The following is a 26,354-nucleotide window of genomic DNA, read 5'->3' as shown; positions in this document are numbered from 1 at the left end:
GCGGCCTTACCGGCCGTGCGCGGTCCGGACGGCCGCGACGAGTGCCTCGCGCTCCTCGCTGAAGTGTAGATGCGCGGGACAGTCACAGTCCGATGCGCCGAACCCGTCGACGACGACCGTTCCCGTCCTGGCGACCTCGTCCGCGACGGCACACTCGATCTCGGCCTCGGGCGAGCGGGCCACCGTCTCCACTCCGGCGGCGGTGTTACCCAGCAGGTAATCGACGTGCCAGTGACGTGTCTCGCGCTTACCGGCGGCTATCTCGTGGTGTCGGTCCACCCGCTTGAATCCGCCGGGGCCGAACGCGCTGCCGGTGTACGCGTAGTATCCGGCCGGCAGCTCATGTCGACCGAGTGAACCGATAGTAAGCGTCTCCGGTTCCGGAAGGTTGACCACGATAGTGTACGTTCCTTTGACCACGCCGGGACTTCACTTCGTGCACAGTTCGACCTTCCGGATGTGGCGACTGGCGACGACGATGCCAGTTGGTATCATAAATGGGTTTAAATACGGGAGGCACTAACCCAGGGTGAAGGCCACCCCCGGCTTTCGATCCAAATCATGCAGGGACAATCACAACAGCAGGCCTACGACCGGGGAATCACGATCTTCTCCCCGGACGGTCGCCTCTATCAGGTCGAGTACGCACGTGAAGCCGTCAAGCGCGGCACCGCAAGCGTCGGTGTCCGAACCGAGGACGGCGTCGTCCTCGCGGCCGACACGCGGGTACGCTCTCCGCTCCTCGAGCGCGAGAGTGTCGAGAAGTTGCACAAGGTCGACGATCATATCGGTATCGCCAGTGCTGGTCACGTCGCGGACGCGCGCCAGTTGATCGACTTCGCACGACGCGACGCGCAGGTCAATCAGCTCCGGTACGGCGAGTCCATCGGCGTGGAATCACTGACGAAGGACATCACCGACCAGATTCAGCAGTACACGCAGACGGGCGGTGCGCGCCCGTTCGGTGTGGCGCTGATTGTCGGCGGAATCGAGAACGGCGAGCCGCGCCTGTTCGAGACCGACCCCTCCGGCACGCCCTACGAGTGGCAGGCACTCGCCGTAGGTAGCGACCGTGAAGACCTCATCAGTTTCTTCGAGGAGGAGTACCGCGAAGACTTCGACCTCGACGGTGGAATCGACCTCGCGCTGCGCGCCCTCGATACCGCCGGTGACGAGGGTATCGACGCCGAAGGGGTCGCCCTCGGGACCATCGACGTCGAAACCGAGCAGTACCGCCGCCACGAAACCGAAGAGATCCAATCGTACGTCGACGAGATCGACACTGGAGGTGACGAGGAATGACTGACATGGATATGAACCCCGCGGGCGGGCCGCCGAGCTTAGAGGAAGGACTGCAGAACCCGTACGAACCCGAACTCGGCCAACTGCCCAACACGACGGACAAGGACAACGAAAAGGTCAACGAGACCGGGACGACCACTATTGGTATCGCCACCGACAACGGTGTAGTCGTGGCGACCGACCGCCGCGCGTCGCTGGGCGGTCGATTCGTCTCGAACAAGAACGTACAGAAGGTCGAACAGATTCACCCGACCGCGGCACTGACGCTTGTCGGCTCTGTGGGTGGTGCCCAGTCGTTCATCCGCTCGCTGCGGGCCGAAGTCAACCTCTACGAGACGCGTCGCGGCCAGGACATCAGCATGTCCGCGCTGGCGACGCTCGCAGGCAACTTCGCCCGCGGCGGCCCCTTCTTTGCGATCAACCCGATCCTCGGGGGCGTCGACGACGAGGGAAGCCACGTGTTCAGTATCGACCCCGCCGGGGGTGTGATGGAGGACGACTACACCGTCACCGGCTCCGGCCTTACGGTCGCATACGGGACGCTCGAGAGCCAGTACGAGGACGACCTCTCGATGGAGGAAGCGACGACGGTCGCCGCCGACGCCGTGAGTGCAGCCGCCGAGCGTGACACCGGCTCCGGCAACGGCCTCGTTATCGCCGAAGTCACCGAGGAAGGCGTCGAAATCGACACCTACGAGTACAACGACATCCTGTAGGCCGCCTTCTCTTTCAGTAAAATTATAGTCCGTGCCGAGCGAACCAGCAGCGTACTGATAGTGCCTATCTTCGGCCGTACGAGTGGGGTGTTCGATGGCTGAGGGAGAACGGTCCGCTCGCCGGCGACGGCTCGCCCTTCTCGTGCTGTGCGCGCTTGGCCTGTTCGTCGCGGCCTTCGCCGCGCCACAGGTCGAGGCGGGGCTGGGACTCGGCTCTGGCGGCCCCGGCGAGAGTCCGGATGCCCCGTCTGGCGGCTCCGGCGGCGAGATCGGGTTCGGTGACGCCGTCGAGGAGCTGCTGCGGTTGCTGAGCGACGACGAGTCGGCCGACGGTGAGTTACCCGGCTCCTGTACCGTGCGGTTTGTCGCAGAGCCGACACCCGGCGCTAGGATTTCGGTCGTCGTCACCGACGAGGACGGTCGCGTCGAGGGGGCCCGCGTCTCGCTCGACGGGGCGGTTGTCGGCCGGACCGGCGAGCGGGGCACGGTTCCGGTCGAGGTGCCCTACGAGCAGCAACTCGCGCTCGAAGCGACGCTTCCGTCCGGTTCGACGTGTGCGACCAATCGGGCAGCCGACGGCTCCAGGGCTGCCGTCGGTGCCGCCAGCGCCGCTATCGTCCCGGCAGCGGCGGGCACCGAAGCGTCGGGGTCGGTGCCCGGGAACGCCGCTGACCACGAACGCGCCGACCAGGACGGCGGCGAGGATACCGGCGGCCCCCGTGTCACGCGAGGAGTCACCGTCGACGGTGACGTGCGGGTCGCTGTCGAGGGCGAACCGATCCCGGGTGAGCGGGTGGCCCTCGCGGCGTCCATCGACGGGAAACCGATGCGAGAGGCTACAGTGACGGTCGACGGTGAGCAGGTCGGAACGACCGACGACGGGGGCCGGTACGGACTCGAGATACCGACCGACGGCCGCGACACGCTGACGGTTCGTGTCGAGCGCGGCGAGTTCGGCGGCGAGACGACCGTCGAGGTGACCGAACTTCGTGCGGTCGTGAACCCGGTGACGGTTCTCGCGGTTCCGGGCGCCGACGCGGTAGTGACCGCACGCTTGGGCGACCGGACAGTTGCGAACGCGACGGTGACGCTGGACGGCCAGCGACTCGGGACTACCGACGCAGACGGGCGATTTCGGTTCTCGCTCCCGGCCGACCCGACCGCGGTCGTCGAGCTCCGGTCGGGTATGCTGACCACGCGCCAGTCGCTTCTGGGGCTGTACGCGCTGACAGGGCTCGTCGTACTCCTGGCCGTCCTCGCGCTCTCGTTCGCGGCGGCGAGACTGGCCAGTCGAACTGCCAGCGTCACGACGAGGGCCATCTCGCTGGCAGAGCGCCTGCGTCGTGTCACGCGATGGCTCGTCGCGTTCGCCTTTCGAGCCACCGCCGCGCTGGAGCGACTGCTCGACTGGCTGGCCGCTCGTCTCCGTGCCCTCCGCACCGCGCTCGTGTCGCTGTGGAGGCGGCGACCGCTCGGTGCAGTCCGCGACTGGACGATGGCCGCCCTCGCGTGGCTACTGGCGCTCCCGGGCCGGACTCGGGCCGTGGTCGGGCGTGTGTGGACGCGGCTGTGCGGACTGCCCGGTCCGCTCCGTGGAAGCGGAACCGGAACCGACGACGGGAGCCCGGGGGAGGGTGGCGTGGCCGCCACGTCCAGGACTGCCAGCCGGCGCGCCCCCCCGGGACTGCGCGAGCGCTGGCGGGCGTTCGCCCGGTGGGTCGCACCGGAGCGCTGGCCGCAGCGCACGCCCGGCGAGGTGGCCCGTGAGGCTTCGGAGGCGGGCTTTCCGCGCGGGTCAGTCAGGGACCTCACGCGGGTCTTCCGGGACGTGGAGTACGGCGACCGGCCGGAGACACCGGAGCGCGAGGAGCGTGCCCGGACGGCGTTCGACAGCCTGCGCGACCACCGCGAGGCCGCCGACGACGACGCGGACGATAGCTCGGGCGAGGCCGAGCGGGAGGTGAGCGACGGTGAGTAAGTGGCTGTTCCGGTTCCGACTCGCGTTCGGCGTGACCGCCATTTTAGCGAGTCTCGGGATCGCCGCTCGGGCGACGGTCTCCGGTGCAACGCCCGAGCCGAGTCCGGTGTTGCGTGGAGTCGCAATCCTGCTCGCGCTGGTCGCTATCTGTTGGGCGCTGTGGCGGTTGGGCGGGTCGGAGGCGACCGAGTCCGCTCGGGGGCCGCTCGTGTCGCCCGCTCCCGAACGGACGCCGGAGGACACGGCGCTGTCCGGGCGGGCGCTCGCAGACACCATGTCCGAGGCAGGCGAACGAGCGCGGGCGGAGCGGTCGGTCGCTGCCGGCGTCGACGTGGTCCGGCCAGTAGTGTCGAGGGCGCTCGAGGACGCGCTGGTCGCGGGCGGCCGCGACCGGGCGGCGGCCCGTCAGTCGATCCGGCGCGGGAGTTGGACCGACGACCCCGTGGCCGCGTCGGTCTGTGCCTCGAAGGTATCGATGCCCGACCGACCGATTCGCGCGCGCCTCGCGGGTTGGCTCTACCCCCAGCGGGAACTCAGGCGTCGCGTCCGGCGAGCGGTTGCGGCCGTCGACGAGTCGGCCGGCGACGCCCTCCCGCAGGTTCCCGGACAGGACGCCCCGCGACGCGTTCAGATCGTCCGGCCGCGCCTGGAGACGCTCCAGCGGGACGTGGACGGAAGTCTTCAGCCCGCCGTGGACGACCCGGTACCCCCGGAGGAGGCCGACCGGTGAACCCGACCGCGCGCTGGACGGCCGGACTGGCCGCGGCGGCGGTCCTCGCCACGGTCGGTGCGGCCGCTGGTTACGCCAGCCTGTTGCTCGCGGCCGTCGTCCCACTCCTGTATCTGGCGTACGGCGTCCTCTCGACGGCCGACGCCGACGTGACACTGCGAGCCAACCGTGTGGTCGAACCGGCGACGGTCCCGCCGGGGCAGACGGTGTCCGTGACGTTGACCGTCGAGAACGTCGGCGCGAATCCGCTGCCGGACGTCCGTGTCGTCGACACGGTCCCGGAGGCGCTGGGCGTCATCGACGACTCGCCACGGGCCGGGACGGCGCTGGAACCTGGCGACACCCTGCAGGTCGAGTACGGTGTCGTGGCCAAACGCGGCGACCATCGCTTCGGACGGCCCCACGCTCGTGTCCGGAGTTTCGGTGCCGGCGCGGCCGCCGACAGAACGGTCGCGGCGGCCGGCGACGACCGACTGCGCTGTCGGCTCGACGCCAGCGCCCCCCCCATCGAACAGGAGGGCGACCGCTTCGCCGGCGGGATGCCGACCGACTCGCCCGGCCAAGGACTGGAGTTTCACTCGACACGGCCATACCAGCGCGACGACCCGGCCTCGCGCATCGACTGGCGTCACTACGCCAAACGCGACGAACTGACGACAGTCAACTACCGGGAACGGCACGCGTCGAGCGTCGTGCTGGTCGTCGACGCGCGACCGGCCAGCCGTGTCGTCGCCGGACCGGCCCGCCCGACAGCGGTCGAATTGGCTGCCTACGCGGCGACGCACGCCCTCGAGGACCTGCTCGGTACCGGCCACGAGGTGGGGGTCGCTGTCGTCGGTGCGGACGGTCCCGACGCCGCCGGCCTCCACTGGCTCGCACCCGGACCCGGTCACGACCGGCGAGCGCGGGCTCGCGACCTGCTGGCGGCGGCGACAGAGACGACTGCCGACGAGCCCGAGGTCGACCCCGAAACGCAGGCCAGTCGGGTTGCGACGCTCGCGCCGCCACGCGCCCAACTCGTCCTCTTCTCGCCGTTGCTCGACGGCTGGCCGGTCGAGACGGTCGAGGCGTGGGGCGTCCGCGACTACTCGCGGGTCGTCCTCTCGCCGGACGTGCTGACCCACAACACCGCCACCGGGCAGTTCGAGACGGTCCGACGCCACACCCGGCTGGTGAACTGCCAAGCAGCGGGTGCACGCGCCGTCGACTGGAGCCGGGCCACGCCGCTGTACGTCGTACTCGAAGCGGCGTTCGCGGCGGACGCCCGAGGCGCACTCACTGGGGGGTCGTCGTGATCCTGCTGCTCGGGCCGCGGTTGGACCGACCGTCGGCCATTGGCGACGAGGGACGGGCGCGGGCAGCGAGTCTCGGCGTCGCGGCGGTCGTGGCCGTCGCCGTCACGCTCGCCGCCGGACTCACGAGCGGCCTGCTCGACGCGGTACAACTCGCGGCGCTCGGCGGGACGTTCGTCGCCGCGGGGACGGCGCTCCTCGACCGGGACACTCTCGGCGAACTGGCCGTCGGGCAGTTCTGTTTCATGCCGGGCGGGCTGCTCGCACTCGGCGGCGTCGTCGCTGCGACGCTCGTCGGCGGACCCGGCGGATTCCTGCTCGCGTTCGGAAGCGCCCTCGTCGGGCTCGGTCTGGCCGGTGCCTGGGCGAACGTCACCCACGACACGACCGTTCGTGCCATGAAGCAGGGGTGGGCTGGCGTTTTTCTCCCTTTCGTCGCCGGCGTGATCCTGTCCGTCGTCGTGGGCTTCGCCGTTATACTCTGGGAGTTCGGGGTCGCGCCGAACCTGCCGTCGCTGTCGACGCTACTCTTTCTGTTCGCGTTCACCGTGGGATGTGTCTGGGTGGCGGCGACGCGCCTCCCGCTCGAGCAGTTGCTCGCGGTTCCCAGCGACGAGGTCGACCGACGGCGCGACCGCTGGCGGGCGGCGACGCGGACGGTCGTCGCCGCCTGTCTCGCCGGCTGGTTCCTGCTCGGCGTGCTAGAAACTGTCGGGGCGACGGCTGGACTCTACCGGACGCCGGGGCTGGCGCTCGCCCTCGGCGTGTTGTCGACGGTCTGGGTGCGCCTGCCGGTGTTTCTCGTCGGTGTCGGCGCGTTGCTGGCTGCGCTCGTCGCCGTGGCCGCCCGGCGTGCGACGGCCGGAGACACCGACTGGCTCGCCGGGCCGACCTTCGGGATGGTCGCACTGTTCGCGCTTCCGTTCCCGATTCTCGCGCTGTTGCTCTCCAGTCGCACCGACGCGGCCGGCCTGTCCGGTGCGGCGGTTCTCGCCGCGGTGATCCTGCTTGCGGGCATGCTGTTCATGCTCTGTTACTCGGTCGGGCCGCTCGCGGTGGCAGTGAACGTCCTCCCCGACCGGGCAGGGTCGCTCTCGCTGGCCAGTGCCGGCCTGCTGGTCACGGGTATCGGTGCGGCCGTCCTGCGTGTTCCCGCCCCCGTCGTGTTCGCCTGCGTCGCGGGGTCGATGGTCGTCTGGGACGCGGGCGAATTCGGCCTCGGGCTGACGATGGAACTCGGCCACCGGCCCGATACCCGTCGGCTGGAACTGCTCCACTGCGTTGCCACCGTTGGTCTCGCGGTGGGCGCCGTGCTTCTCGCGACGGGACTCGCGGCTCTGTTCGGTCGCGTCGGCCCGCAGGCCCCGATTCTTTCGGCGACGGTGCTGGCCGTCGCGGGGGTCTTCGCCCTGCTCGGACCGATTCGCGGATGAACCCGAGGCGTTCATTTCGATGGACCGCGAGATACTTCGTATGACCGACGCACTGGGCCTCGACGCGGCGGCCGAACGAAGCGACGCCGTTCTCGACCGGATTGGGTCGGCGGCCGTCGTCGACCGCGAGGTGCTGGAGACGATTCTCACCGCTGTCCTCTCGCGCGGGCACGTCCTGCTCGAAGACGTGCCCGGCACCGGTAAGACCGTGACGGCCCGCCTACTCGCCGAGGCACTGGGACTCGAGTTCTCCCGTATCCAGTTCACGCCCGACCTGCTGCCCGCCGACATCACCGGATCGAACGTTTACAACGAACACGAGGGCTGCTTCGAGTTCGCCGCGGGTCCCGTCTTCACCAACGTGGTACTGGCCGACGAAATCAACCGCGCGCCACCGAAGACACAGGCCGCACTACTTGAGACCATGGAGGAGCGTCAAGTCAGCGTCGACGGCGAGACCCACCAGCTCCCGGACCCCTTCGTCGTCGTCGCCACGCAGAACCCAATCGAACAGGAAGGGACCTTCCGTCTGCCCGAAGCCCAGCGCGACCGATTCGGCGTCAAGACCGCAATCGGCTACAACGACATCGACGGCGAACTGGAACTGCTCGCCCGCCGGGCCGACCGCCGGACGCTGGCTCCGAGCGTCGACCCGGCAGCCGATGCCGCTACCGTCCGCGCGATGCGCGAGACGGCCGAGGCGGTCCGCGTCGACGAAGACGTCCGCCGTTACATCGTGAAACTGGCGCGGGCGACCCGCGACGACGACCGCGCCGAGGTCGGCGTCTCGCCCCGTGGCATCCAGCGGACGTTCGAGGTGGCTCGCGCCCGCGCGGTGCTCTCCGGTCGCGAGTACGTCACACCCGACGACGTGAAACGGATCGCCGAACCCGCCATGGCTCACCGTATCGTCCTGACGACCGAGGCCGGCGTCGAAGGTGTCGACGCCCGTGCGGTCGTCCGCGATGCGATGGCGACTGTCGACGTCCCCGGCGTGGCGCCCGAGGCCGGTGACGTGACGACCGACGGCACGGAACCAGGCCCCGAGGCAGAACAGCAGTCCACGCCGGATCGCTCGGACGACCGACAGTAGCGTTGCGAGCCTGTGCCGCCGCAGCGTCACCGGTCACCGATTTTTTCGGTCACCCGGAACTCACCTGGCGGGCTGAGGATACCTGCGACCGTTCCCATCGAGTGGACGACGGTGACGATGGGTGCCAGCGGGAGGGCCAGCGCCCAGGCCAATTGCTCACGGCCGTAGTACAGCACTCCACGGAGATACCAGAACAGGGTGAACGCGCCCAGCACCCACGACACGACGGCGAACGAACTGCTGACGACCCCGGTCCCGAGAACGGACACCGGGACCGCGACCAGCGTGACGATCGGTGACAGTGCCCACGCGCAGTTACGCACGCGAGTCACGACCTGGTACCAGAACGGGAGCGTGGCCGCCGCTTCGAGGTTCCCGGCGGCCCACCGACGGCGTTGTTGTGTGATCTCCACCAGCGACGGTGGTGCCTCGTTGCGACAGGTCGCCGTCGACAGCTCGAAGCGAAACGAATCGAGTTGCTGAGCGGCCGCCCAGACGAACGCGGTGTCTTCCACCAGGGTCTCCCGGTCCCACGTCACCTCGTCTTCGACCGTGCGTCGGATGGCGACACCGCCACCCCAGGCGAACAGCGGGATCGACAGTCTCGCGAACGCCCGTTGTTCGACCTGAACGCCCATGCGGTACACGTCCGCCAGATACGACAGGAGCGACCCGGTGTTACGCGGTCGTTCCTGAAGCTGCACCACGTCAGCGTCCGGGAGGCCGTCGAACGACTCCAGCCGGCTGTCCTCGTCGAGATACAGCACGAACTCCCGATCACAGTACAGCGCCCGGCGTGCCCACTCGATGGCGCGCCCTTTCCGAACGGCGTCACACTCGAACCCGTCTGGGACGACGTGAACGGCCGCGCCTTCGACAGAGACAGGCGACTCCGCAATCACTCGAACGTCGTCGAACTCCTCGGGGAGCGAGTCGACCGTCGCCTGCACCACCGCGGCCGAATCGACCGTGAGGACTCGCACCTGAACGTCGTCACCGCGGTGAACCCCGGCTGGCGGTTCGTACCCCGAGCCGACGACGTACGTCAACACCATCCAGACCACCACAGCTGCGACGAACAGCACCGTCGTCGCCCACAGGAGTGCGCCGAAGACGGCAGACCAGTCGACGAGCCCGAGTGTCGGCCGTGGCACGACGATACACGCCCCTGCGACCAACAACGCCCCACCGACGACGAACAGGCCGATACGTTCCGCTTTCATTCTCTATCCCTAACAACACTCGCCGCGTCCAACGATCGTCCAATCACGTCCACTATATTTGAATGATAGAAGTCTGGATAGCATAAAATCTATTGGTTCAATACTTTAAATCCGGTATAGGACTTAAACACAGTAATATTGGGCGAAGTACTGAACGGACAGATAGAGCGGGTGGACTCAGACGCTGGGGGGGCTGTCCTCGCCGATCCGGATCTCGTGGGCTTCGACGTCCTCGACGGCGGCCACCTGGCCACCGACTTCGACCGGGCCGTCGTCGGTCTCGAGCATCAGCGTCGCGGTCTGGCGACCGGCACCGAACGCGGCCTGATCGACGGAGCCCTGGACCTCCCGGCGCTCGCCGGTCAGCACGTCCCGGCCCTCGATAGCGGCGTAGAAGTCGCCCTCCGCGTGCCGGAGGTCGGAGATGCACCGGCGAATCGTCGCGTACCGCCGTGGGAACGGTCGGTCGTCGGTTCCTTCGGCGACGGTCTCTGCGGTCGTCCAGAGAACGGTGTTGAGAAAGCCCGAAACCAGAAAGCCCAGTTCAGAACGATTGAAGATCACGCCGTATCGGTCACGGTCACCCTGCAGGGCGTCCTGCGTAGCGTAGACTGAGTAGTCCCCGTCGGCGACGGCGACGACGGGTGTGGTGATTCCACGGCGCGCCCGGACCGTCGTCGCCACGTCGAGGTAGTCGAACTCCGACTTGTCGGGTACGTCGGCGGCCGGCGACAGTAGCAGTTCGATAGCGACGCCGGCCTCGTGCTGGGCGCGCAGGTCGTCGGCGAACCGGTCCAGTAGTTCGGGGTCGAGCGAGAGGATGAGTTCGTACTCCGCGGCTCCGATTATCTCTTCGAGGTATCGCAGTATCGTCGAGCGGGACTTGATCAGCGAGACGGCTTCGGTGTCCCGGGCGGGAGCGGTGTACCGCCGGGAGAGGCCGTCGACGAGGTCGTCGAGTGAGGTCTGGAAGTCCGCGAAGGCCTCCTCGGGGTCGACCGCCAGAACGCGCATCGGTCGGGACTCCTGCAGTTCCACGAGACCGAGGTCGGCCAAGTCGCGCACGGTGTCGTACACCCGGGGCTGTGGGATGTCCGTCCGGTCGGCGATCTCCGAGGCGGTCAACTGGCCGTGTTCCAGAATGGTGAGGTAGGCTGCCGACTCGTACTCGCCGAAATCGAAGCGCGCGGCGACTCGCTCCAGCGTCGCGTGGAGGTCCTCCTCGCTCATGTCCTCTCTCAGGCCGACGACCCAAATCAGTGTGTCCCTTTAGTTATCCTTGCCCACGCGGATAACCTGCACCAGCGAGTACACCGGGACGCCCTCGATGTCCGAGACGCCCTGTTTGTCGACGAGGACGACGCAGGCGACGGGCTCGCCGCCCTGGTTGCGGATTGCCTGCACCGTCTCGGTCATCGTCGTGCCGCTGGTGATGGTGTCGTCCACCACGTAACACTCCCGGTCGCGGATCTGGGCGAAGTTCCGCGAGAACGTCCCACCGAGGTCGTCCATGTCGTCGTCGTCCCACTGGTGTTTTCGGGGCGCGTAGGTCCCCAAGTCCGTGTCGAGTTCGCGTGCCACCGTCGTCGCCAGCGGCGCACCCGCCTTCTCGACGCCGATAGTCAAGTCGACTGCCTCGCCCTGCTTCGAGAGGAGGTCGGCCATCGCCGAGCCGATGTGACCCAGCCGGTTGGAGTCCCGCCCGATCGCGTTCCAGTCCACGTGGATGTCTTCGGGGCCGCCCGGTGCGGCCTCCCGCGTGTTCTTGCTCTCTGGCCCGTCGCTGCGCTCGACCAGCCAACTCGCGGTCTCGCGGGAAACGTTCAATTCGTCGGCGATCTCACCCTTCGAGAGACCCCGCTCGGCCAACTCCGCCGCGCTGGTCATCAGGTCGTCGATGTTCTTCATACCCGGTTCGTTGGCCGCCGCCGGTAATGGCCTTTTCCTGTTTCCGGGTCACCCAGTCGCCCGCTGCCTCGAAGAATTTATACTTATCCGAGCGAGGACTCGAACGGCTGGGCTCGTGGGGTCTTCGACGACACAGAGTGAGACACGTCGCACTGGTTACCACCCTCACCCTGGCGACCCCATCCCCGGTCTTCCTCCTCTCTGTCCCCGCAGTCTTTTAGCTGTCGCTGGCACAGACAGCATATGGAGCGTTACGACCAGCTGTATCGGCTGTTCGACGAGTTCGACACCGGGCAGTTGCGGGCGTATCAGGACTTCGTCGACCTGTTCCCGCCGGTGGACTCCCGGGTGGCTCTGGAGCACTGGCAGAACGCCAGTGACGAACTCGCCGACGGGAAAGACGAGGTCCGCGAGGCGTTCCCCGCGACCGGCGAGACGTTCGCCGACATCGCCGCGACTGTCACCCGAAAGCAGGCGTTTACCGCACTCGACCTCTTCACCAAGTACGACCGTGCGGTCAACGCACTCGTGTTGGACGTCGACGAGACGTTGCGCTCTGCGGGGCGAACCGACAACGAAATTCCACGGGACACGCTGCATATCCTGACCGAATTCCACGAAGCCGGGGTCCCAATCGTCGTCTGTACCGGCCAGACGTTAGAAAACGTCAAAGGGTTTCTCATCCAGGGGCTGGGCAACGAACTCGTCCACTCCGGAGCCGTGAGCGTCGTCTACGAGGCCGGCACCGGCGTGTTCACGCCCGGTCACGGCAGCGATACCAAGCAACTGCTGTACGAGGACCTCGACTCCGGTATTAGGGAGGTCTTCGACACCGTTCGCTCGCGGGCCCTCTCCGAGGCACCCGACCCCCTCCGCCGGGAGTGTCACCTCCAGGGCAACGAATTCAACGTCACGATGAAGCCCAACTTCGAGACCGGGACCCCGCGCGCTCACGAGGTGATCGACGACGCGCTGTGTTACATGCTGGACCTGCTCGGCGAATCCGTCCTGCGGGAGGTCGATCTCCGGGACGACGCCGGGAGAGCGGGTGCCTGGGCGCGGGCCTACTACGCCGCGCGGGACCCCGAAATCCGCACAGTACTCGAGCGGGAGAGCGCCACGGCAGACGTCGACCCGGACGACGTGCCCGACCCCGTCGCCGACGTGTTCGAGCGGATCGACGTCGCTTACTACGAGGCCGACGCCGCCGAAATCGGAACCCTCGAACTCAACAAGGTCGCCGGCGTTGAGGCGGGCTTCAATGTCCTGGGAATCGACGACCCCTTCTGTCTCGTCATGGGCGACTCCAAGAGTGACCGCAGGGTGATGGAGTGGGTCGCCGAGAACGACTACGGACTCGCAGCCGCACCGGAACACGCCTCTCGGGACGTCCTGGACCACGTCATCGATACCGACGAACTCGTCTTCGACGCTGGGGACGCGACCGATGTACTCGAAACGGTGTACGCCCTAAACAGACTGGCTCGGGTAGAGTAGAGGAGAGGCGTCAGGCCGAACCGCTCACTTTCTCGTGTTCGGACGTCAGGTGGAACTCGAGCGAGTCGCCAGGGCGGAGAGCCGTGTCAGCGGTGACCGATTCGTAATCCGTGTCGGGATTGCGGACTGCGATCACGTCCGAGCGCAGACGGTTCCCGTCGAGCATACCGCTGGCGACCTGCGAACCGTACAGTTCCGTCAGACGGTCGATCACCTCGCGGACCGTCTCGCCGTCTCGAACGCCAACGTGTGCCTCTTGGGCCCCAACCCGTGCCGCGAGCGAACGGCTAATCTCGATGTCACACATGAATACAACACTATATTCGCCATAGCGATAAAAAGTTTACTCACTCTCGAAAAAGAGCGTCGGGACACCGCTCCGAGGCCGGGAAAGGGCTTACCAAACTGGGCCTGGATATGAAGACGATGGTAGATTCGACCGCCGGGAGCGCCGATCCGCTCCCATTGCACGGTGTGGTGCCGCCGACGGTCACGGCCTTCGACGACGACGGGTCGGTCGCCCTCGACGCGACAGCGGCCCACGTCCGCTTCGTCGTCGAGGCGGGCTGTCACGGTGTCTTCCCACTGGGGACCAACGGCGAGTTCGCGCTTCTGACGCCCGCCGAACGCCGCCGCGTCGTCGAGACGGTCGTCGACGAGGTCGAGTCTGTTCCCGTTGTTCCGGGTGTGGGCGCACGGAGTACACGTCAGTCGGTCGCTAACGCCGAACACGCGGCCGACGCGGGCGCGGATGGTGTGATCGTCGTCACGCCGTACTACTATCCGCTGGACGACGAGGCGGCCGTCGATCACTTCCGTCGAGTCACTGCAGCCGTGGACGTGCCGGTGTATGGCTACCAGATTCCCGACAGAACCGGCAACCGCCTCTCGCTTTCCGCGCTCGGTTCGATCGCCGCCATCGACGGGGTCGCGGGGTTGAAGGATTCGAGCAAAGACGTAGCGTGGCTCGGACAGGCAATCGACCGCCACCCCGAACTGAGCTTCCTCGCCGGGTCGGATGCGCTCCTGTTCGCGGGGCTGGAGGTCGGCTGTACCGGACTGGTGAGCGCCGTCGCGAACGTCTTCCCCGAACTCGTGGTCGACCTCTATTCGGCATACGCCGACGGCGACGAGGCCCGCGCTCGCAAACTGCAGAGCCGGGTCTACGACGTGCGGGCGGCGATGAAACGCGGTCCGTACATGGCCGGCGTCAAGACTGCTCTCTCTCTACGGGACCTCGATTTCGACGTGGGGCCGCTCCGAGGCCCCCTCCGTCGGATGGACGCAGACGACCGGGCCGCCCTGCGGGCGGACCTCGACGACCTCGGACTGATCCATCCCAAACGTTGATTTGGCTGCCGGGGCGACCCGGAGGTATGTTGCGGTCGCTCAGTCGTGTGGTCGGCCTGCCCGCGGTGGTCGTTTTGCTGTTGGTCGGGGTCGCGATCATGGTCCTGGCTGCGACTCGGGACAGCCCCACCGCACAGCTTTTCGCCGGCCTCGTCGCCGTGCTGGCGGTCGCCGCCAGCCTCGGCATGCTCTTTTTTGTCTATCTCAAGCGGCTCAACGCCGACATCGACTCCGACCGCCACGACCTCCGCCGGGAACTCGACGACATCGTGGAGGACGACGACGCCGAGTGACCGGACTCGCGCCCCCGCGTTTTAGGACTACGCGCGTCGAACCGACACCATGGGAATCGATTACGAGACGCTCCGCGACCCGAACGCCGAGTACACGATGCGGAACCTCTCGGCCGAGTCGATGGGCGTCCGCGCGAAACGCGGCGGTGGCCGCGACGTGGCGATCACGGACGTCCAGACGACGATGGTCGACGGCAACTTCCCGTGGACGCTCGTCCGCGTGTACACCGACGCCGGGGTCGTCGGCACCGGCGAGGCCTACTGGGGTGCAGGCGTCCCGGAGTTGATCGCGCGGATGAAGCCGTTCCTCGTCGGAGAGAACCCCCTCGACATCGACCGACTCTACGAACACCTCGTCCAGAAGACCTCCGGCGAGGGGTCGGTCGAAGGCGTCACTGTCACCGCCATCGCGGGGGTCGAGATTGCTCTCCACGACCTCGCGGGGAAACTCCTCGAACTGCCTGCATACCAGCTTCTCGGCGGGAAGTACAGGGACTCGGTACGGGTCTACTGCGACTGTCACACCGCGGCGGAAGCCGACCCCGAGGCCTGCGCCGACGAGGCCGAGCGTGTGGTCGAGGAACTGGGCTACGACGCGCTGAAGTTCGACCTCGACGTACCCAGCGGGCTGGAGAAAGACCGCGCCAACCGCCACCTCCGGCCCGGGGAAATCCGGCACAAAGTCGACATCGTCGGGCAAGTCACCGAGCGCGTCCGCGACCGGGCCGACGTTGCCTTCGACTGTCACTGGACGTTCTCTGGCAACTCCGCCGAGCGGCTGGCCGACGCCATCGAGAGCTACGACGTGTGGTGGCTCGAAGACCCTGTCCCACCCGAAAACCTCGACGTCCAGGAGCGGGTCACCCGCTCGACGACGACACCGATCACGGTCGGGGAAAACCGGTATCGGGTGACGGAACTCCGGCGACTGATCGAGCGTGGGGCCGTCGACATCGTGGCCCCGGACATGCCCAAGGTCGGCGGGATGCGCGAGACGCGGAAGATCGCCGACGTGGCCAACCAACACTACGTCCCCGTGGCGATGCACAACGTCTCCTCGCCCGTCGCTACGGTCGCCGCTGCCCACGTGGGGGCGTCGATTCCGAACGCGCTGGCCGTCGAGTTCCACTCCTACGAACTGGGCTGGTGGACGGACCTGGTCGAGGAGTCGGTTATCGAGGACGGCGAGGTAGTCGTGCCGGAGAAACCAGGTCTCGGGGTCACGCTGGATACCGACGCCGTGGCCGAACACATGGTCGAGGGCGAGGAACTGTTCGACCCGGCCTGACGGGGGATTACAGTTCGACCCGTTCGCCGCGCTCGCCGGCCTCGTAGATGGCTTCGACGATTCGCATGTCGGTCAGCCCGTGGTCCCCGTCACCCTCCGGCGCTCGGTCGGTGAACACGCAGTCCGCGAAGTAATCGAACTCCTCGCGCATCTGGTCGACCCCCTCGAAGTCCACGTCGACGGTCGTCTCACCGCTGGCGACGGTCACCTGCCGGGGCTCACTCGCGAAGAAGGCCGGCCCGATCCGGGCACGTCCCTCGGTGCCAATCAGTTCGATATGGCTCGACTGCGACGCGTGCTGGCTGGCCGTACACGTCGCGAACACACCCTGTGGAAATTCGAGGGTGAACGCGGCCCGCTCGTCGGGGACGTCGGCGAACGCGTCGCTCGTCGAGTCCACCGACGCCTGGACGGCGATGGGGTCGGCCTCCAGCAGGAAGCGGGCGGTGTTCAGCGGATAGAGACCGATGTCGGTGACGGAGGCACCAGGGCCGGCCAGGTCGGGGTCCAGTCGCCACTGGTCCGGGTCGGGAATCATCGAAAGGAGGGGCTGGGACATGTGGCCGTGGACGGTGACGGGGTCGCCGAGCAGTCCCGCCCGAAGCAGGTCTCTGACCCGTCGGACTGCGGGTTCGGTGTGCATCCGGTAAGCAATCATCAGCGTAACTCCCGCCTCCTCGGCGGCCCCGACCATACGCGACGCCCGCTCGACGCTGGCTTCCATTGGCTTCTCACAGAGCACGGCCTTCCCGAAGTCGGCGGCCGACTGGACGTATTCGAGGTGCGTCGCGTTCGGCGTGGCGACGTAGACGGCGTCGTAGACGTCGGTTGCCGCGCCGTCGTGGAACTCCTCGCCCGAGAGACCGCGCTCGACTCCGTCGAACTCCGCCGCGACCTCGCAGGCCTTCTCGCGGGTTCGACTGACCGCGACGGTCGTCTCACACAACTCCGAGTCGGCGATGGCGGGAATCGCCTCCTCGCGGGTCCACCAGCCGAGTCCGACCACGGCCATGCGGAGCGGGCCCGCATCCCCATCCGAGACCTGCCAGTCCCGGCGAGTGAACTCGTCGAGAACGGCAGCGACATCCATACTCTACCTTCGTCCCGCAGTCGAAAAGACGTGTGGGTCGGGCCGTGACCGCGTCGTCACGACGCACCCCGGTTATCAGGCGTGATACCCGAATGGGTTACCATTAAATCACAACCGTATAAATCGAACGTATGCTCTCAGGCATCCCCGTGACTGTAGGGTTGCTCGTCCTCTCGGGCACGCTCTCGGCGGCGGTCGCGGCGTTCCTCTGGAACGAGCGACCGAAGCCGGGGACCACGCCGCTCATCTTCGTCGAAATCAGTCTGGCGCTGTGGGCGTTCGGACAGGCACTGGTCATCGGCGGGTCCTCGCTGGGGTCGAAGACCGGGGGCTACGCGCTTACGCTGTCCGCGGTTGCGATGATCGGACCGGCGCTGTTTCTGTTCGCCCTGCGGTACACCGGCAGCTCCACCGACGTGTCGCCCGGCCTGGTCGCGGTGCTCGGAGTCGTCCCTGCCGTCGCGCTCGTCCTCGGTCTGACGAACGCGGGCGGCCTGACGTGGGTCGACCCGACACTGGGGACGGTCGGTGGGCAGCCGACGCTGACGGTCGAGTACGGGCCGGTATTCTGGGGCGTCGTCGCCTACACCTACGCGCTCCTGTTCGTCGGCGACTACCTGCTGTTCGGGAAGTTCGTCGGCTCGCGGAACGTCTACCGGAAACGGACGTTCTTTTTTCTGGCCTACAGCGTTCTGCTGACGGGCTGTCACGCGTTGAGTAGTTTCGGCCTGAGCCCGACGCCACACTACACCCTCGTACCGCTCGCGAACCTGGTGTTCGGCTCGCTCTCCCTGCTGGTGTTCGTCGGCTACCGGTCGTACGGGTTCATCCCACTCAAACCGGTCCTCGAACTGTTCGGGTCCCAGTCAAAGAGTCTCGAACCCGTCGCCCGAGCCGCCATGATCGAGGAGATGGGCGGCGGGATGCTCGTGACCGACCACCGCAACCGCGTCGTCGATATCAACCCGATGGGGCGGAAGATCCTCGGTGATCCCGACGCCCGCGTGGTCGGCCGGCCACTCGAAGAAGTCCTCCTGCCCGAAATTTTCGCCGACGAGGACGATACGCGACTCCTCGACTCGGGCGTCGCCGGGAACTTCTCCGGCGTCTGGGTCCGGACGCCGACCGGCGAGCAGCGCTGTTTCGACGTGATGATCACCGAACTCGACGGCGATGGGACGACCGGCCGCGTCTCGCTGATCCACGACGTGACCGAGCGCGAGCGCCGCAAACAGACCCTCGAAGAGCGGACCGCCGAACTCAGACGCCAGAACGAGCAACTCGAGGATTTCGCCAGCATCGTCTCCCACGACCTTCGGAACCCGCTGAACGTCGCGGAGGGGGCCATCGAGTTGACCCGCCGAAACAAGCAGTTCGAGTTCCTCGACCGCGCGGAGAATGCACACGACCGGATGGAAGTCATCATCGAGGACGTGCTGACGCTGGCTCGGCAGGGTCAGACCGTCAGCGAAACTGAACTGGTCTCGCTCGGTGCAGTCACCGAGGAGGCCTGGGAGAACGTCGAGACTCCGGACGCGACCCTCGAGTGTCAGAGCGACCTGACATTCGAGGCCGACCGGACCCGTCTCCTGCGACTGTTCGAGAATCTGTGTCGGAACTGCATCGAACACGGGGGCGACGCTGTGACGGTGACCGTCGGCGCAACCGACGGTACCGCCGACAACTCGGATACGGTCCGGCCACGCGGCCCCAACGGCTTCTACGTGGCCGACGATGGCCCGGGAATCCCCAAAGACGAACGCGAGGCCGTCCTGGAGCAGGGGTACACCACCAGCGAGACGGGGACCGGACTCGGCCTGTCTATCGTCAGTACGGTCGCCGACGCCCACGGCTGGCAGATAGACGTCACTGAGAGCGCAGACGGCGGCGCTCGGTTCGATATCACGGGTCCCGTGGACGACGAGCCCACACTGGAGGACGACCCGGTCCCGTAGTTCACTCGACGTGTCTGACGACGGTGTGGCGACACTGCTCGTGCGGGACGAGGTCGTCGGCCCGCTCTGGCGTCCCCGACGGATACTCGCTGGCCGCCCCGCGGACGACCGACCGCAACTCCTCGAACGTCACCGGACCGCGCTCGTCGATGGCGGCCCGCACGTCCGCACACACCGGCGAGTCGTCCTGTCCGACGGAGTCGACCCAGCGAAACCGCACGTCGGTGCCGACCTGCTCTCTGAACCGCCGGACCCGAGACAGGTTCCGGACCGACGCCACCTCCGTGTCGACGATGGTCCGGGCACGGTCCTCGCCGATGTCGAGCTCCCGGGCGACCCGGTCGGCGATCATCGACCGGGCGTACCCCTCTTCGCGGGCCAGTTCCGCCGCGAGAATCTCGGCGACCTGGCGTGCGTCCTCGCCCGAGAGCCCGTAGTGCTCCAGAATCGCTCCGGCGCGGCGCTCCACGTCGACCACGAGGTCCGGCTCACTGTCGCCGTCGTCGTCGGTCGCGCCCCCCTCGTCGCCGAACAACCCGGTTACCCAACTGCGCAGACCCATACACGCTTCTAATTTCCGTCTCCGATATAAATCTCAGCCGCGTTTCGACGATAAATTCGGTTTCTCTCCGACGCGAGCAAACTGCTGTCTGCGGCTCAGTTATCATCGCTGAATATTTCGGGACAAACGATTAGATAGAGGATTGCGGACACGTATGCATGGCATTGTCTATCGGGGCGCTCGAACCAGGCGAACTCGTCCTCGTAACCATCGCGCTCGTCGGTCTGATTCCCGTCGCGGCCCGGTACACTAGCGACGCGAAGTGGTTTGCGGTCGGATACTGCTGTCTCGTTGTTGGCGCGATTGCGACAAACGCCGAGGCGCTGTTCCTCGGCGACCTGCTGAACGTCGTCGAACACGGCGTCGGGTTGATGGGTTCGGGACTGGCGTTCGCGTACGCCACGTATCGCCGGCGAAAGGATCTGCAGGACCAGTCGACCGATTCACTGGCCGACGACCACGGAACGGGGGCCACGGAGGCGTAGTATATGGTCGCCATTACCATCCTCTTCGATCTGATCGCTGTCGTCGCATTCGGCACCACGGCGGTCGTCGCCGGCCTGAACTATCGCGACTTCGACCTCGAGGCCGGCTTCTGGTCGAACGTCGCGTTCGGGAGTCTGCTGGGCGGCATGTGGACCGCTGTCGTCTTCGCCGAGTGGATCGGCATCAGCGGGAACTTCTGGGAACTGCTGAGCCTCATCCTGCTGTCGATCACCACCGGTGTCTTCGCCATCACCGCGACCGGTTCCCTGTCGTCGGTCGTCGAACTGAAGTCCGAACGTCAGTCGGCCGAACAGCGTCGACGGGAGGCCCAGCGGGCCAAAGAGAACGCAGAAGAGCGTCAGGAGGCGGCCAGAGACGCCCGCGAAGAGGCCGATTCGGCGCGACAGGAGGCCGAGTCGGCGCGACAGGAGGCCGAGGAGATGAGCGCGGCACTCGAGGAGAAAGCTACCGCGTTCAGAATGACGATGCAGACGGCCGCGCAGGGCGACCTGACCCAGCGGATGGCCCCCGGGAGCCGCAGCGAGGCGATGACCGATATCGCCGAGGCGTTCAACGAGATGATGACCGATCTGCAGGCGACGATGGTCGACATCCGGGAGTTTTCGGACGAAGTCGTCACGGAGAGTCGGGCCGTCACGTCGAGCGCGACCGAGGTCAAATCCGCCAGCGAGCAGGTCAGCGACTCCGTTCAGGAGATTGCGGCGAACAACGCCCAGCAAACCGAGAGCCTCGAAGCCGTCTCCGGCGAAATGAGCGATCTCTCGGCCACCATCGAGGAGGCGGCCTCCTCGGCCGACGAGGTTGCCAGCACGGTCGAGAAAGCCGCCGACCGCGGTGAGACCGGCCGAGAGAACGCGGGCAAGGCCATCGACGCGATGGCGGAGATCGAGTCGACGACCGAAAGCACCGTCCGGAAGGTCGAATCGCTGGACGAGGAGATGGCCGCCATCGGTGAAATCGTCGACATGATCGACGAGATCGCCGACCAGACGAACATCCTCGCACTGAACGCGTCCATCGAGGCCGCTCGTGCCGGCGAGGCCGGGGAGGGGTTCGCCGTCGTCGCCGACGAAATCAAAGATCTCGCGGGCGAGGCTGGCGACGCCACCCAGCAGATCGAAACCCGAATCGAAGCGGTCAGGGAGTCGACCGAGGGGGCCGTCGACGAGATGCAACGAATGCGCTCGCAGGTCACCGACGGTACCACCACTATCGAGGACAGCATCGATGCCCTCGAAGATATCACCGAGCACGTCGAGGAAGTCAACACGAATATCCAGGAGGTTAGCCGCGCGACCGACGAACAGGCCGCCTCCGCTCAGGAGGTCGTCTCGATGGTCGACGAGGTGGTCGAGATGAGCCAGCGAACCGAGGACGAGGCCGAAAACGTCTCGGCGGCCGCCCAACAGCAGACCGCCTCGATCACCGAAGTATCCGGGGGTGCCGACACACTCGCCGGGCAGTCGGAGTCCCTGGCCGACCAGCTCGGTGCCTTCGACGTCGGGGAGACCGAACAGTCGAGCGCGACGATTACGGGCACCACCGAACCGTCCATCGACGCCGAGTAACGCAGCAGACCGCCCGACGTTCACAGGCCGACCTGGGCGTTCGCCGTCCGTGATAGCCACTCTTCGACCAGCGCCTCTGCCAGCACCTCCAGCGGGTGCCGAATCTCGTAACCCGTACTACGTTCCATCTACATTGCACAGGGCGGACACTTGGTCATCCCCGTCTGCCCTTCGGCATTGCCCATCTCCTCGCCGATGGTCATGAACGTCTCGTACTTTTTTGCCTTCCAGCCGTAGGTCCCCGAGATGCTCGAACAGGAGTCATCACGTCCTCGACCGTGACGCCCTCTCGACCCTGGAACGGTCCGACCGCCTGCCGGTCGAGCCCTCGATTTCGGGCGTGATACGGCGCGTGATAGGCCAGTTCCTCGCCGTCCGCGGCGACGGCGTTGCCGCACTCGCGCCTTCGAGGTGGCTGCGCCACCTCGCGTCTCCCACCACTCCCCGAACGTCTCCGTGGCGAAGGCGGGAGACTCCCGCTCTGCAGTCAGTCCGAACAGCCTCTCACCGACCGCACGGAGCACACGGTTGTTCGCGAGAGCGTCGGTCAGGCGTGGGACGTTGCCCCCGGGCCACGCGCCGCTCCGGCAGTTGGCGAGGACGCGGTGACGACAGTACTCGACGGAGAGTTTGCGCATCTGATTCTCGACGCACTCGGCGCGAGCCTCGTTGTGCGTCTGGCTGAGAGGCACGTCGGCCGGGCAGGCGTCGTCACAGCGCATACAGTTCGAGCAGTCGATGAGGGAGGGGTCGACCTCCCAGCCACTCTTGCGCTTGAGCCGCCACTGTTCGGGCCCCTGAAACCTCGGACCGGGCAATCCGTCGTCCCCCGTCGAGAGCGAGACGCCGCTGCCGGACTTTTCGGCCGCGAAGTCGGAGTTACCGAGTCCCGCGCCCGCTGCCCGGAGGCTGTTGAACCCCCGTTCGCACCGCAAGAACAGCTCACGTCGTGAACTACCCCTGCCTACTCACTCACGGCTATCGCCGTTCGTTTCTTGAGGCAGGGGCTTCCTGTTTCTACGACGGAACTTGCAGAAACAGACTCTCGGTGAGTCTGCTCCACAGGGGTTCCAGTCTCCACAAGCGTTGCTTCGGAGTGAACCACTCCTAGTTTGTCCAATCCGCGCTCCCAGACATTCAACGCCGCGTTGTAATCACGGTCAGTTTCAAACCCACATGCAGGGCATGAATGTTCCCGAACCCACAGCGGTTTCTTCGTGTTCACACCACACTTGTTACACGCTTTCGTCGTGTCCGCCGGGGAAACTTCCACGACGTGACACCCACGCTTCCGCCCGTGGTGTTTCAGAATCGTAATGAAGTCTCTCCAGCCAACCTCGTGGGTATTTCGACCATTTCTGTTGCCTTCCAACATCGGTTTCACGCTGAGGTTTTCCACGAACACGGCGTCGTATTCCCGTGTGTAGAAGGCCGCGACGTTGTGTTTGAAGTCCAACTTTTTGTTCCGCATTCGCTTGTGGACTTCAGCCACTCGTCGGCGCTGGGCGTCCCAGTTATTACTCCCGTGTTCTTTCCGGGACAGCGAGCGGTGCTCGCGTTCCAGTCGTTCCCGGTCGGCAGACAGGTCTGGTCGCCCGATTTGTCTGCCGTCTGAATCGTGGATGAAGTTGAGGATACCGAGGTCCAACCCAACAGTATCTTCGGTATCTACCTCACTGGGTTCAGGTTTCTCGGGAGCGTCTTGTTCGACGTTGAGACAGGCGTACCACGCGCCGGTTCGGTCTTTTTTGACCGTGACATGCTTCACGTCGGTATCGTCTGGGAGCGGTCGGTGAAGTCGGATAGGTACGGCGATGTTCCCGCCGTTGACCTTCTTCAGTGTCAAAGTTCCACGTCCATTGGGGCCACTCTTCTTATCGAGTTCGAAACCCCGTTGGCGATACGTGAAACTCCTGTACTCTTCTGGTGCTTTCCAATTCAGCGAACCGACATTGAAGCCTTTCTGCTTCAGTTTACCAAGGTTTTCGATGTTAGTGGCTATCTGCTCGACAGCCTGTTGAAGGACTGTCGAGTAGATGTTGGTGAGGTCGGTCCACCAGTCTTTCAGGTCTGGTATCTCATCCCTGACCTGTGTGACACGTTGTTTGACTGTGCCTGCCGATTCAGGGATGCGGTTGAATCGGTGGAGGCTGTGGTTGTAGAGTTGCCGCACGGTATCACGTACCCAGTCCAGTTGCTCCCGCTGAACCTCGTCAGGGAACAACCGATACTTGTGGACGTAATCCATACGCAGTACGTTAATTATCCATCTGTAGAAAATTAAAGGTAAGCATCCCTCGCAGGGCGATTCATCTCCGCCCTACTGCGCTACTCAGCCTCCGGCCTGCGTTGCTCCTTGAGGACGGAGGCTTCTCGCCCAATCCGCTAAACCACAACATCTCAACGGCGGTCGGGAATCCTCGCCATTCAGAGCCGGGAGGACGTCAACGCAGCAGCCTCGGTGTCAGTAAACCATCTTCCGCCGCCGACAGGTCCGCCACGACCCGTCGATGTCCCGTCGCCCGCAGTGACGACGAACGCCCTACGGTGGCGCGTTTTCGACGAACCGGCAGACAAGCGGCGTTTGATCGTGTCTGGACGACTCGACCGGCGCGTCGCTGCGGAACGTTTATACAGGCCGCTGGAAATTTTTATTACCACGCGGCTGCCGATCGTAAATAATCTTGTCGGTGGCACTGAAAAAATCAATGACAGACAACACGTACGTCGGGGCGATCGACCAGGGGACGACCGGCACCCGATTCATGGTTTTCGATCACGGGGGGCAGGTCGTCGCCAACGCATACGAGAAACACGAACAGGTGTACCCGGAACCGGGTTGGGTCGAACACGACGCCGTCGAAATCTGGGAGAACTCGAAGGCGGCGATTACGCGGGCGCTGGACGAGGCGCGCCTAGATGCCACACAGCTCGCGGCGCTCGGCATCACGAACCAGCGAGAGACGACGGTCGTCTGGGACGCCGAGACGGGTGATCCGATCCACAACGCCATCGTCTGGCAGGACCGACGGACGACCGACCGCGTCGAACGTCTGGAAACCGAGGGCAAAGTCGAGTGGATCCGCGAGAAGACCGGACTCGAAGCGGACGCCTACTTTTCGGCGACGAAAGCCGAGTGGTTGCTCAACAACGCCGACCCGATCAAGATGGAGCGCACCCGGACCGAGGACGTTCGGGACCGTGCGGAGGCCGGCGAACTCCTGCTCGGGACTATCGACTCCTGGCTGACATACAACCTCACCGGGAACCACGTCACCGACGTGACCAACGCGTCCCGGACGATGCTGTACGACATTCACGAGTTGGCCTGGTGTGACGACCTGCTGGCCGAGTTCTCCGTCCCCCGGGCGATGTTGCCCGAGGTTCGACCCTCCGCCGACGAGCGCCACTACGGCTCCACGGACGCCGACGGCTTCCTCGGGGCGTCGGTGCCGGTGTCGGGTGCGCTGGGCGACCAGCAGGCCGCCCTGTTCGGGCAGACATGCTTCGACGCCGGGGACGCGAAAAACACCTACGGCACCGGCTCGTTTTTTTTGATGAACACCGGCGACGAGGCCGTCGAGAGCGACCACGGCCTGCTAACGACCGTCGGCTTTCAGCGCTCGGGCGAACCCGTCCAGTACGCACTGGAGGGGGCGATCTTCGTCACCGGCGCCGCGATCGAGTGGCTCGAAGACGTGGCTCTCATCGAGAGCCCCGGCGAGACGGCCGAACTGGCTCGCTCTGTCGACGGCACCGACGGCGTCTACGTCGTCCCCGCGTTCACTGGTCTCGGTGCGCCCCACTGGGACGGCCGTGCCCGCGGGACCATCGTGGGGATGACCCGGGGGACGCGCCGGGCACACATCGTCCGGGCGACCCTGGAAGCCATCGCATACCAGACCCGCGACGTGGCCGAGGCGATGGAGGCCGACGCCGACGTCGAGATGGAGACGCTGAAAGTCGACGGCGGCGCGGTCAAAAACAACTTTCTCTGTCAGCTCCAGTCGGACATCATCGGAAGCCGAATCGTCCGACCGGAGGTCGACGAGACGACGGCACTCGGGTCCGCCTACGCCGCGGGTCTCGCGGTCGGCTACTGGGACTCGCTGGCCGAACTCCGGGACAACTGGGACGTCGACGCGGACTTCGCCCCCGAAATGGACCGAGCCGACGCCGACGACAAATACGGTCGCTGGCACGACGCGGTCGAGTGCTCGAGAGACTGGGCTCGCGACGGTACTAACTGAGCCCGCACATCACACATAGGCCTCACAGAACCCATCCGACGACGGCGGGAGAGCAGCGGTGATACGCCGCTCGTCCGCGATTACGACGCTATCAGTCCCGCCTCGCACGTTCCCGAGCCGACCGGTCGAGGGCCGATACTCGAACGCCTGCTCGACTTCCTCGACCCGGTGTTCGACGGCACTCTCCCACCCGAGACTTACGTTTAGGGCCGGCTGGCGCCGGCAGGACCGCCCGTGACGGCACTGTTCGACCGCCTCTCGACCGAGGTCACTGGCCGGGGGCCGTAATCCACACCGCGACCCACGCCAATACCGGTGG

24 protein-coding genes are annotated in these 26,354 nt (G+C 66.1%); 15 read left to right on the top strand and 9 right to left on the bottom strand.

The window, feature by feature from the left end; all coding sequences use genetic code 11:
- Window positions 1-6 precede the first annotated feature (6 nt).
- Window positions 7-420: a GIY-YIG nuclease family protein gene (locus Q0964_RS08640; RefSeq protein WP_299266025.1), complete on the bottom strand. Its 414-nt coding sequence runs from the start codon at window positions 418-420 to the stop codon at window positions 7-9.
- A 141-nt stretch (window positions 421-561) separates the two neighbouring features.
- On the opposite strand from Q0964_RS08640, the gene psmA reads away from it, so the two are divergent.
- From psmA to Q0964_RS08605, 7 genes are all read left to right on the top strand, one after another.
- Window positions 562-1,302 carry an archaeal proteasome endopeptidase complex subunit alpha gene (gene psmA / locus Q0964_RS08635; RefSeq protein WP_299266022.1) on the top strand — a complete coding sequence of 247 codons (741 nt, stop codon included), beginning with the start codon at window positions 562-564 and terminating at the stop codon, window positions 1,300-1,302.
- Entirely contained in the window at window positions 1,299-2,018 is a 720-nt protein-coding gene (psmB, locus tag Q0964_RS08630) for an archaeal proteasome endopeptidase complex subunit beta (protein WP_349254450.1), read from the top strand. The genes psmA and psmB overlap by 4 nt, the downstream gene beginning before the upstream one ends.
- Before the next feature lie 94 nt (window positions 2,019-2,112).
- A complete protein-coding gene (locus Q0964_RS08625; protein ID WP_299266020.1) occupies window positions 2,113-3,996 on the top strand; it encodes a DUF4129 domain-containing protein in 1,884 nt (627 codons plus the stop codon).
- Complete coding sequence (locus tag Q0964_RS08620; RefSeq protein WP_299266017.1) at window positions 3,989-4,726, top strand: DUF7269 family protein; 738 nt, start codon at window positions 3,989-3,991, stop codon at window positions 4,724-4,726. The genes Q0964_RS08625 and Q0964_RS08620 overlap by 8 nt, the downstream gene beginning before the upstream one ends.
- Window positions 4,723-6,021 (top strand): DUF58 domain-containing protein, encoded by a 1,299-nt coding sequence (locus Q0964_RS08615; protein WP_299266015.1) that lies wholly within the window; start codon window positions 4,723-4,725, stop codon window positions 6,019-6,021. The genes Q0964_RS08620 and Q0964_RS08615 overlap by 4 nt, the downstream gene beginning before the upstream one ends.
- Complete coding sequence (locus tag Q0964_RS08610) at window positions 6,018-7,451, top strand: DUF7519 family protein (protein ID WP_299266012.1); 1,434 nt, start codon at window positions 6,018-6,020, stop codon at window positions 7,449-7,451. Before Q0964_RS08615 ends, Q0964_RS08610 begins: the two co-directional genes overlap by 4 nt.
- A 40-nt stretch (window positions 7,452-7,491) precedes the next feature.
- On the top strand, window positions 7,492-8,544 hold the full coding sequence (locus Q0964_RS08605; RefSeq protein ID WP_299266009.1) for an AAA family ATPase: 1,053 nt from the start codon (window positions 7,492-7,494) through the stop codon (window positions 8,542-8,544).
- Window positions 8,545-8,570: 26 nt separating this feature from the next.
- On the opposite strand, the gene Q0964_RS08600 is transcribed toward Q0964_RS08605, so the two are convergent.
- The 3 genes from Q0964_RS08600 to gfcR form a co-directional block, all read right to left on the bottom strand.
- Window positions 8,571-9,767 carry a glycosyltransferase family 2 protein gene (locus Q0964_RS08600; RefSeq protein WP_299266006.1) on the bottom strand — a complete coding sequence of 399 codons (1,197 nt, stop codon included), beginning with the start codon at window positions 9,765-9,767 and terminating at the stop codon, window positions 8,571-8,573.
- 177 nt (window positions 9,768-9,944) lie between these two features.
- Window positions 9,945-10,997, bottom strand: a complete 1,053-nt coding sequence (gene trmB, locus Q0964_RS08595) for an HTH-type sugar sensing transcriptional regulator TrmB (RefSeq protein WP_299266004.1) — start codon at window positions 10,995-10,997, stop codon at window positions 9,945-9,947.
- A gap of 39 nt (window positions 10,998-11,036) precedes the next feature.
- Window positions 11,037-11,675 carry a transcriptional regulator GfcR gene (gene gfcR / locus Q0964_RS08590; RefSeq protein ID WP_299266001.1) on the bottom strand — a complete coding sequence of 213 codons (639 nt, stop codon included), beginning with the start codon at window positions 11,673-11,675 and terminating at the stop codon, window positions 11,037-11,039.
- Window positions 11,676-11,918: 243 nt separating this feature from the next.
- Between gfcR and Q0964_RS08585 the strand changes: the two genes are divergently transcribed.
- Window positions 11,919-13,172, top strand: a complete 1,254-nt coding sequence (locus Q0964_RS08585) for an HAD family hydrolase (RefSeq protein WP_299265998.1) — start codon at window positions 11,919-11,921, stop codon at window positions 13,170-13,172.
- A gap of 10 nt (window positions 13,173-13,182) precedes the next feature.
- On the opposite strand, the gene Q0964_RS08580 is transcribed toward Q0964_RS08585, so the two are convergent.
- Window positions 13,183-13,479, bottom strand: a complete 297-nt coding sequence (locus Q0964_RS08580) for a MoaD/ThiS family protein (protein WP_299265995.1) — start codon at window positions 13,477-13,479, stop codon at window positions 13,183-13,185.
- A 119-nt stretch (window positions 13,480-13,598) separates the two neighbouring features.
- Here Q0964_RS08580 and Q0964_RS08575 point away from each other — a divergent pair, with 119 nt between their 5' ends.
- From Q0964_RS08575 to Q0964_RS08565, 3 genes are read left to right on the top strand one after another with little or no spacing between them, the layout of a single operon-like run.
- A complete protein-coding gene (locus Q0964_RS08575; protein WP_299265992.1) occupies window positions 13,599-14,522 on the top strand; it encodes a dihydrodipicolinate synthase family protein in 924 nt (307 codons plus the stop codon).
- Window positions 14,523-14,548: 26 nt separating this feature from the next.
- Window positions 14,549-14,815, top strand: coding sequence for a hypothetical protein (locus Q0964_RS08570; protein WP_299265991.1), 267 nt, complete (start codon window positions 14,549-14,551; stop codon window positions 14,813-14,815).
- Window positions 14,816-14,864: 49 nt separating this feature from the next.
- Window positions 14,865-16,103: a mandelate racemase/muconate lactonizing enzyme family protein gene (locus Q0964_RS08565; RefSeq protein ID WP_299265988.1), complete on the top strand. Its 1,239-nt coding sequence runs from the start codon at window positions 14,865-14,867 to the stop codon at window positions 16,101-16,103.
- Between the two features lie 7 nt (window positions 16,104-16,110).
- On the opposite strand, the gene gfo6 is transcribed toward Q0964_RS08565, so the two are convergent.
- Complete coding sequence (gene gfo6, locus Q0964_RS08560; protein ID WP_299265986.1) at window positions 16,111-17,193, bottom strand: D-xylose 1-dehydrogenase Gfo6; 1,083 nt, start codon at window positions 17,191-17,193, stop codon at window positions 16,111-16,113.
- 131 nt (window positions 17,194-17,324) lie between these two features.
- Between gfo6 and Q0964_RS08555 the strand changes: the two genes are divergently transcribed.
- On the top strand, window positions 17,325-19,148 hold the full coding sequence (locus Q0964_RS08555) for a histidine kinase N-terminal 7TM domain-containing protein (protein ID WP_299265984.1): 1,824 nt from the start codon (window positions 17,325-17,327) through the stop codon (window positions 19,146-19,148).
- Between the two features lies 1 nt (window position 19,149).
- On the opposite strand, the gene Q0964_RS08550 is transcribed toward Q0964_RS08555, so the two are convergent.
- Window positions 19,150-19,710 (bottom strand): hypothetical protein, encoded by a 561-nt coding sequence (locus Q0964_RS08550; protein ID WP_299265983.1) that lies wholly within the window; start codon window positions 19,708-19,710, stop codon window positions 19,150-19,152.
- A 158-nt stretch (window positions 19,711-19,868) separates the two neighbouring features.
- On the opposite strand from Q0964_RS08550, the gene Q0964_RS08545 reads away from it, so the two are divergent.
- Together Q0964_RS08545 and Q0964_RS08540 are read left to right on the top strand one after the other, a co-directional pair.
- Window positions 19,869-20,195 carry a hypothetical protein gene (locus tag Q0964_RS08545; RefSeq protein ID WP_299265981.1) on the top strand — a complete coding sequence of 109 codons (327 nt, stop codon included), beginning with the start codon at window positions 19,869-19,871 and terminating at the stop codon, window positions 20,193-20,195.
- 3 nt (window positions 20,196-20,198) lie between these two features.
- Window positions 20,199-21,785: a methyl-accepting chemotaxis protein gene (locus tag Q0964_RS08540; RefSeq protein ID WP_299265979.1), complete on the top strand. Its 1,587-nt coding sequence runs from the start codon at window positions 20,199-20,201 to the stop codon at window positions 21,783-21,785.
- A gap of 128 nt (window positions 21,786-21,913) precedes the next feature.
- On the opposite strand, the gene Q0964_RS08535 is transcribed toward Q0964_RS08540, so the two are convergent.
- Together Q0964_RS08535 and Q0964_RS08530 are read right to left on the bottom strand one after the other, a co-directional pair.
- Entirely contained in the window at window positions 21,914-22,720 is an 807-nt protein-coding gene (locus tag Q0964_RS08535; RefSeq protein WP_299266178.1) for a hypothetical protein, read from the bottom strand.
- Window positions 22,721-22,749: 29 nt separating this feature from the next.
- Window positions 22,750-24,033 (bottom strand): RNA-guided endonuclease InsQ/TnpB family protein, encoded by a 1,284-nt coding sequence (locus Q0964_RS08530; RefSeq protein WP_299265976.1) that lies wholly within the window; start codon window positions 24,031-24,033, stop codon window positions 22,750-22,752.
- A gap of 460 nt (window positions 24,034-24,493) precedes the next feature.
- On the opposite strand from Q0964_RS08530, the gene glpK reads away from it, so the two are divergent.
- The gene (gene glpK / locus Q0964_RS08525; protein ID WP_299265973.1) at window positions 24,494-26,035 is read left to right on the top strand and encodes a glycerol kinase GlpK; all 1,542 of its coding nucleotides are present in this window, start codon (window positions 24,494-24,496) and stop codon (window positions 26,033-26,035) included.
- Window positions 26,036-26,354: the final 319 nt, after the last annotated feature.

The organism is Halorientalis sp., assembly GCF_028275115.1.
Taxonomy (GTDB): Archaea; Halobacteriota; Halobacteria; order Halobacteriales; family Haloarculaceae; genus Halorientalis.
The sequence above is the reverse complement of the archived record's forward strand: the minus strand, read 5'-3'. Positions and strand labels throughout refer to the sequence as shown.

Bases quoted from the DNA above. Each gene is read 5' to 3' on its own strand.
- psmA (WP_299266022.1), top strand. From the start codon at position 562: ATGCAGGGACAATCACAACAGCAGGCCTACGACCGGGGAATCACGATC.
- psmB (WP_349254450.1), top strand. From the start codon at position 1,299: ATGACTGACATGGATATGAACCCCGCGGGCGGGCCGCCGAGCTTAGAG.
- Q0964_RS08625 (WP_299266020.1), top strand. From the start codon at position 2,113: ATGGCTGAGGGAGAACGGTCCGCTCGCCGGCGACGGCTCGCCCTTCTC.
- Q0964_RS08605 (WP_299266009.1), top strand. From the start codon at position 7,492: ATGACCGACGCACTGGGCCTCGACGCGGCGGCCGAACGAAGCGACGCC.
- Q0964_RS08600 (WP_299266006.1), bottom strand. From the start codon at position 9,767: ATGAAAGCGGAACGTATCGGCCTGTTCGTCGTCGGTGGGGCGTTGTTG.
- trmB (WP_299266004.1), bottom strand. From the start codon at position 10,997: ATGAGCGAGGAGGACCTCCACGCGACGCTGGAGCGAGTCGCCGCGCGC.
- gfcR (WP_299266001.1), bottom strand. From the start codon at position 11,675: ATGAAGAACATCGACGACCTGATGACCAGCGCGGCGGAGTTGGCCGAG.
- Q0964_RS08585 (WP_299265998.1), top strand. From the start codon at position 11,919: ATGGAGCGTTACGACCAGCTGTATCGGCTGTTCGACGAGTTCGACACC.
- Q0964_RS08580 (WP_299265995.1), bottom strand. From the start codon at position 13,479: ATGTGTGACATCGAGATTAGCCGTTCGCTCGCGGCACGGGTTGGGGCC.
- Q0964_RS08575 (WP_299265992.1), top strand. From the start codon at position 13,599: ATGGTAGATTCGACCGCCGGGAGCGCCGATCCGCTCCCATTGCACGGT.
- Q0964_RS08570 (WP_299265991.1), top strand. From the start codon at position 14,549: ATGTTGCGGTCGCTCAGTCGTGTGGTCGGCCTGCCCGCGGTGGTCGTT.
- Q0964_RS08565 (WP_299265988.1), top strand. From the start codon at position 14,865: ATGGGAATCGATTACGAGACGCTCCGCGACCCGAACGCCGAGTACACG.
- gfo6 (WP_299265986.1), bottom strand. From the start codon at position 17,193: ATGGATGTCGCTGCCGTTCTCGACGAGTTCACTCGCCGGGACTGGCAG.
- Q0964_RS08555 (WP_299265984.1), top strand. From the start codon at position 17,325: ATGCTCTCAGGCATCCCCGTGACTGTAGGGTTGCTCGTCCTCTCGGGC.
- Q0964_RS08550 (WP_299265983.1), bottom strand. From the start codon at position 19,710: ATGGGTCTGCGCAGTTGGGTAACCGGGTTGTTCGGCGACGAGGGGGGC.
- Q0964_RS08545 (WP_299265981.1), top strand. From the start codon at position 19,869: ATGGCATTGTCTATCGGGGCGCTCGAACCAGGCGAACTCGTCCTCGTA.
- Q0964_RS08540 (WP_299265979.1), top strand. From the start codon at position 20,199: ATGGTCGCCATTACCATCCTCTTCGATCTGATCGCTGTCGTCGCATTC.
- Q0964_RS08530 (WP_299265976.1), bottom strand. From the start codon at position 24,033: ATGGATTACGTCCACAAGTATCGGTTGTTCCCTGACGAGGTTCAGCGG.
- glpK (WP_299265973.1), top strand. From the start codon at position 24,494: ATGACAGACAACACGTACGTCGGGGCGATCGACCAGGGGACGACCGGC.